Annotated in this window: 4 protein-coding genes; all 4 read left to right on the top strand. The window is 63.2% G+C overall.

The features are described 5' to 3' along the window. Positions 1-153 precede the first annotated feature (153 nt). The 4 genes from NKJ75_RS23430 to fdhF all read left to right on the top strand — a co-directional run bounded on the left by NKJ75_RS23430 (position 154) and on the right by fdhF (position 6202). On the top strand, positions 154-1053 hold the full coding sequence (locus NKJ75_RS23430) for a LysR family transcriptional regulator (RefSeq protein WP_023834343.1): 900 nt from the start codon (positions 154-156) through the stop codon (positions 1051-1053). Positions 1054-1246: 193 nt separating this feature from the next. Beyond that, positions 1247-1726, top strand: a complete 480-nt coding sequence (locus NKJ75_RS23435; RefSeq protein ID WP_023736169.1) for a formate dehydrogenase subunit gamma — start codon at positions 1247-1249, stop codon at positions 1724-1726. After that, positions 1723-3279 (top strand): formate dehydrogenase beta subunit, encoded by a 1557-nt coding sequence (locus tag NKJ75_RS23440; RefSeq protein WP_023673426.1) that lies wholly within the window; start codon positions 1723-1725, stop codon positions 3277-3279. Before NKJ75_RS23435 ends, NKJ75_RS23440 begins: the two co-directional genes overlap by 4 nt. 10 nt (positions 3280-3289) lie before the next feature. Beyond that, the gene (gene fdhF / locus NKJ75_RS23445) at positions 3290-6202 is read left to right on the top strand and encodes a formate dehydrogenase subunit alpha (protein ID WP_023673425.1); all 2913 of its coding nucleotides are present in this window, start codon (positions 3290-3292) and stop codon (positions 6200-6202) included. The last annotated feature ends 168 nt before the right edge of the window (positions 6203-6370 follow it).

A 6370-nucleotide genomic window follows, 5' to 3' on the forward strand; every position in this document is an offset into this window, starting at 1 on the left:
ATCTCCTCGTATTCCATCCAACCACATAGCGCCGTGTTCGGCCGGGGGAAACAGCCAGCCGGCCCAAAGATGTGGATGCATGGCCAATTGCGGGTAGAGCTTGCGGCGAAAGGCAATTTCCCCGACCTTGCGCGCAACGAACGGACGGATGGGATGATCGACAAGCTCGAATTCTTCATCGCGCTGGCCAAGGAGGAGCATTTCGGCCGGGCGGCGGAAGCGTGCGGCGTCACGCAGCCGACCTTGTCGGCCGGGATCAAGCAGCTGGAGGGCCAGCTCGGCGTCATGCTGGTCAATCGCGGTTCGCGCTTTCAGGGGCTGACGCCGGAAGGCAAGCAGGTGCTGGTGTGGGCGCGTCGCATCGTCGGCGATTCCAGGACCATGCGCGAAGAGATGCGGGCGGCGCGACATGGCCTGTCCGGGCGTATCCGTATTGCCGCCATCCCAACCGCCCTCGCCATGGTGGCGCGGCTGACGACGCCATTTCGCGAGAAGCATCCGGGCGTCACCTTCTCTATCCTGTCGCGCACCTCGATCGAGGTGTTGTCGCTGCTCGGCAATTTCGACGTCGATGCCGGCATCACCTATCTCGACAACGAGCCTCTCGGACGGGTGACCAGCGTGCCGCTCTATGACGAGCGCTACCAGCTGATCACGGCGGTCGGAAATCCCTATTCGGATCGCGACAAAGTGACATGGGCCGAAATCAGCCAGCTGCCGCTCTGCTTGTTGACGCCGGACATGCAGAACCGCCGCATCATCGACCAGCATCTGGCCGAGGCCGGCGTGCAGGTGCGGCCGACACTGGAATCCAACTCGATGATCGTGCTGTTCTCCCACATACGGACAGGCAAATGGTCGTCGATCATGCCGCTCAACCTGGCGGAAACATTCGGTTTTTCCGAGCCGATCCAGGCCATTCCGATCGTCGAACCGGATGCCAGCCACACGGTCGGGCTGGTCGCCGCGCCGCGCGAACCGCACACGCCGCTGGTGCAGGCGCTGCTGGACGAGGCGATGGCGCTGGCAGACGATTTCCGCGCCAATCGCTGAGCTAGTCATAACTGATCAATCGGCGCGATAGAAATTTTCTATCGTGCAACGAAACCGCTTTATTGATTTCAGGGGTTTTCTCTGATTTCTTAAGCACTTAGCGATTAAGCGGCGTAGGCATGTCGTTGTTCCAAAACCGCGTCATGCTTTTGGACGATATATGCATCGATCGCTACGATAGGGAGGGCGCTGCGTGACGATGCAGCCAGCAAGTACCGAGATACAGTCGCGCACGGCGGCGATCATCCAGGAGTTGAAGGGCCTCGAAGGCCCGCTGCTGCCGATCCTGCACGAGATCCAGGACGAATTTGGCCACGTGCCGCAGGACGCCGTGCCCGTCATCGCCGATGGGCTGAACCTGTCGAGGGCCGAAGTGCATGGCGTTGTGACCTTCTATCATGATTTCCGTGCCCGGCCGGCCGGCCGGCATGTGCTCAAGCTCTGCCAGGCGGAAGCCTGCCAGTCGATGGGTTCGGATGCGATCGCCGCAAAGGTCAAGCAGTTGTTGGGCATCGATTTCCATGAGACCACCCGCGACGGATCGGTTACACTTGAGCCTGTCTATTGCCTCGGGCTGTGCGCCTGTTCACCGTCGGCGATGCTGGATGGTGAGGTGATCGGGCGGCTCGATGACGAGAAGATCGAAGAGATCGTCGGGGAGGTACGCTCATGATCCCGCGCATCTACATTCCAGGTGACTCCGGCGCGCTGGCGCTCGGCGCCGAAAAGGTCGCCAAGGCTGTTCGTGCGGAACTGGCTGAACGGGGCGTCGAGGCCAAGATCGTCCGCAACGGCTCGCGCGGCGCCTATTTCCTCGAACCGATGGTCGAGGTCGCGACCGAAAAGGGCCGCGTCGCTTACGGGCCGGTCAAGCCATCGGACGTCAAGAGCCTGTTCGACAGCGGCTTTCTCACCGGCGGGCATCACAAGCGCTGGCTGGGCGCGCCCGACAAAATCCCGTTCCTGGCCAAGCAGACGCGCCTGACCTTTGCGCGTTGCGGCATCAACGACCCGCTATCGCTCGATGCCTACAAGTCACTGGGCGGGCTCAAGGGCCTGCAGAACGCGGTGGCCATGGCGCCGCTCGACATCGTCAAACAGGTCACGGAATCGGGCTTGCGCGGCCGAGGCGGCGCCGGCTTCCCGACCGGCATCAAGTGGAAGACGGTGCTCGATACGACATCTGACCGCAAATACATCGTCTGCAATGCCGACGAGGGCGACAGCGCCACCTTTGCCGACCGCATGATTATGGAGGGCGACCCCTTCGTGCTCATCGAAGGCATGACGATTGCCGGCATCGCCACCGGCGCGACCAAGGGGTTCGTCTATATCCGCTCGGAATATCCGCATGCGGTGGCTGTCATGAACAAGGCTGTCGAGGTCGCCCGCAAGGCAGGCGTGCTCGGCGTCAGCGTGCTGGGTTCGCCCAACGCCTTCGACATGGAAATCCGCGTCGGCGCCGGCGCCTATGTCTGCGGCGAGGAAACTTCGCTGCTGAACAGCCTTGAAGGCAAGCGCGGCGTGGTGCGAGCCAAGCCACCGCTGCCGGCAATCCAGGGTCTGTTCGGCAAGCCGACGGTGATCAACAACGTCATCAGCCTAGCCTCCGTGCCCATCATCATGGACAAGGGTGCTGCCTTCTACAAGGATTTCGGCATGGGCCGCTCGCGCGGCACGATCCCGATACAGATCGCCGGCAACGTCAAGTTCGGCGGCCTGTTCGAGGCGGCGTTCGGCATGACGCTGGGCGAAATCGTCGACGATATCGGCGGCGGTACGGCCACAGGTCGCCCGGTGAAGGCGGTGCAGGTCGGCGGCCCGCTCGGCGCCTATTTCCCGCGCGGCCTGTTCGACACGCCGTTCGACTACGAAGAGTTCGCGAAGCGCGACGGGCTGATCGGCCATGCCGGCATCACCGTGTTCGACGACACGGCCGACATGCTGAAGCAGGCGCGCTTTGCCATGGAGTTCTGCGCCATCGAAAGCTGCGGCAAGTGCACGCCCTGCCGCATCGGCTCGATACGCGGGGTGGAGACCATCGACCGGCTTGCCGCCGGCATCGAGCCGGAGAAGAACCTGGCACTGGTCACCGATCTCTGCAACACGATGAAGTTCGGATCGCTCTGCGCGCTGGGCGGCTTCACGCCCTATCCGGTGATGAGCTCGATCACCCATTTCCCCGAAGATTTCAAGCCCGCGCCGGCGCGCGTGGCTGCTGAATAGGTGCTGGCAGATGAATATCAAGGCCGACTTCCCGACACTCATCGAAGAACTCGATTACGGAACCCCGGAATCGAAGGCGCAAAAGCAGGTTACGCTGATCGTCGACGGCCGCAGCATCAGCGTGCCGGAGGGTACGTCGATCATGCGCGCGGCGATGGAAGGCGGGGTCGAGATCCCAAAACTCTGTGCCACGGACATGCTGGACTCGTTCGGCTCCTGCCGCGTCTGCCTGGTCGAGATCGACGGGCGCGGCGGCACGCCGGCATCCTGCACGACGCCCGTCGGCGAAGGCATGGTGGTGCGCACGCAATCCGAGCGGCTCGACGCCATCCGCCGCGGTGTCATGGAGCTTTACGTCTCCGACCACCCGACCGGCTGGAACGAGAAGGCCGGCACCGGCGCCAGCGAGTTCGACGTTGTGGCGAAATCGGTCGGCCTGACCGAGAACCGCTTCGGCATCGAGGGCCGCAACCACGTCAAGCAGGAAAACGGCGTCGCGCCCGGCCATGGCTCGCTGGCGGTCGACTACATCGCCCGCGACGAGTCCAACCCATATTTCACCTATGATCCGGCGCAATGTATCGTCTGCTCGCGCTGCGTGCGGGCCTGCGAGGAGGTGCAGGGCACCTTCGCGCTGACGATCGAGGGCCGCGGTTTCGAATCGCGCATGGTCGCCGGCATGCACGAGGACTTCATCGCCTCCGAATGCGTATCCTGCGGCGCCTGCGTGCAGGCCTGTCCGACCGATGCGCTGCGTGAAAAGACCGTGCTTGAGAAAGGCATGCCCGAGCGTTCCGCCGTCACCACCTGCGCCTATTGCGGCGTCGGCTGCTCGTTCAAGGCAGAAGTGAAGGACGACGAAGTCATTCGCATGATGCCCTACAAGGACGGCAAGGCCAACCACGGCCACTCCTGCGTGAAGGGCCGTTTCGCCTATGGCTATGCCACCCACAAGGACCGCATCCTGTCGCCTATGATCCGGGAAAAGGTCAGCGATCCCTGGCGCGAAGTGAGTTGGGAAGAGGCCATCGCCCATACGGCCAAGGAATTCCGCCGTATCCAGTATCAATACGGCCGCACCTCGATCGGCGGCATCACGTCCTCGCGATGCACAAATGAAGAGACCTATCTGGTGCAGAAGCTTGTGCGCCAAGGCTTCCGCAACAACAATGTCGACACCTGCGCCCGCGTCTGCCACTCGCCGACCGGCTACGGCCTCGGCCAGACCTATGGCACCTCGGCCGGCACGCAGGATTTCGATTCCGTCGACTTCACCGATGTCGCCGTCATCATCGGCGCCAATCCGGCTTCCGCGCACCCGGTGTTCGCCTCGCGGCTGAAAAAGCGGCTGCGCCAGGGCGCCAAGCTGATCGTGCTCGATCCGCGCCGCACCGAAATGGTCAAGTCAGCGCATATCGAGGCCGACTATCACCTGCCGCTGAAGCCCGGCACCAACGTGGCGGTGCTGACGGCGCTGGCGCATGTCATCGTTACCGAAGGGCTTTTCGACGAAGCCTTCATCCGCGATCGCTGCGACTGGGCGGAGTTCCAGGATTGGGCTTCTTTCGTCGCCTTGCCGGAAAACAGCCCCGAAATCGTGGGCAAGCTGTCCGGCGTCGACCCCGAACTGATCCGGGGTGCTGCGCGCCTCTATGCCAAGGGCGGCAATGGCGCGATTTATTATGGCCTTGGCGTCACCGAACACAGCCAGGGTTCGACCACGGTTATGGCTATCGCCAACCTTGCCATGGCGACCGGCAATATCGGCCGTCCCGGCGTCGGCGTGAACCCGCTGCGCGGCCAGAACAACGTGCAGGGTTCCTGCGACATGGGCTCGTTCCCGCATGAACTGCCGGGCTACCGCCACATCTCCGGCGAGGCGGTGCGCGACATCTATGAGACGTTGTGGGGGGTGAAGCTCGACGACGAACCGGGCCTGCGCATCCCCAACATGCTGGATGCCGCCGTCGACGGCTCCTTCAAGGGCATCTACATCCAGGGCGAGGACATCCTGCAATCGGACCCTGATACCAAGCATGTCGCGGCCGGCCTGGCGGCGATGGAATGCGTCGTCGTGCACGACCTGTTCCTCAACGAGACAGCGAACTACGCGCATGTCTTCCTGCCGGGCTCGACCTTCCTGGAAAAGGACGGCACCTTCACAAATGCCGAGCGCCGCATCAACATGGTGCGCAAGGTGCTGGAGCCGAAGGCGCGCTATGCCGACTGGGAAGCGACACAGGAGCTTGCCCGCGCGATCGGGCTGGATTGGAACTACCAGCATCCCTCCGAAATCATGGACGAGATCGCCAAAACGACGCCAAGCTTCGCCGGCGTCTCCTTCGATCTGCTCGACCGTGTCGGATCGGTGCAATGGCCCTGCAACGAGAAGGCGCCGCTCGGCACGCCGATCATGCATATCGACGGCTTCGTGCGCGGCAAGGGCAAGTTCATCCGCACAGAATATGTGGCGACCGACGAGCGGACCGGGCCCCGTTTCCCGTTGCTGCTGACCACCGGCCGCATCCTCAGCCAGTACAATGTCGGTGCACAGACAAGGCGCACCGAAAACGTCATGTGGCACTCGGAAGACCGGCTGGAGATCCATCCGCACGATGCCGAGAACCGCGGCCTGCGCGATGGCGACTGGGTGCGGCTGACCAGCCGTTCGGGTGAGACGACGCTGCGTGCGCTGATCACCGACCGGGTGTCGCCAGGTGTGGTCTACACAACGTTCCACCATCCCGACACGCAGGCCAACGTCATCACCACCGACTTCTCCGACTGGGCGACCAACTGCCCGGAGTACAAGGTGACCGCGGTGCAGGTCGGCGCCTCCAACGGGCCTTCGGACTGGCAGCGCGATTATAACGAGCAGGCCGAGCAGAGCCGCCGCATCGCAAAGCTGGAAGCGGCGGAGTAGTCTTGCCACGGCGTTCGACAATAAGAGCTTCAATCTTGACGGTTGGTCGACCCCTACTCCGTCGAGCTTTGCTCAACACCTCTCCCCCGATCGACGGGGGAGAGGAAGGACGCGAGCTTATGCCGCCTGGCGCCTTTCCTCTCCCTCCGGAGGGGGGAGAGGAAAGGC

Source organism: Mesorhizobium sp. M0058 (assembly GCF_040323095.1).
In the GTDB taxonomy this organism is placed as follows: Bacteria; Pseudomonadota; Alphaproteobacteria; order Rhizobiales; family Rhizobiaceae; genus Mesorhizobium.

Excerpts from the sequence above, each read along its gene's own strand:
- NKJ75_RS23440 (WP_023673426.1), top strand. The coding sequence starts at position 1,723 with ATGATCCCGCGCATCTACATTCCAGGTGACTCCGGCGCGCTGGCGCTC.
- NKJ75_RS23430 (WP_023834343.1), top strand. The coding sequence starts at position 154 with ATGATCGACAAGCTCGAATTCTTCATCGCGCTGGCCAAGGAGGAGCAT.
- fdhF (WP_023673425.1), top strand. The coding sequence starts at position 3,290 with ATGAATATCAAGGCCGACTTCCCGACACTCATCGAAGAACTCGATTAC.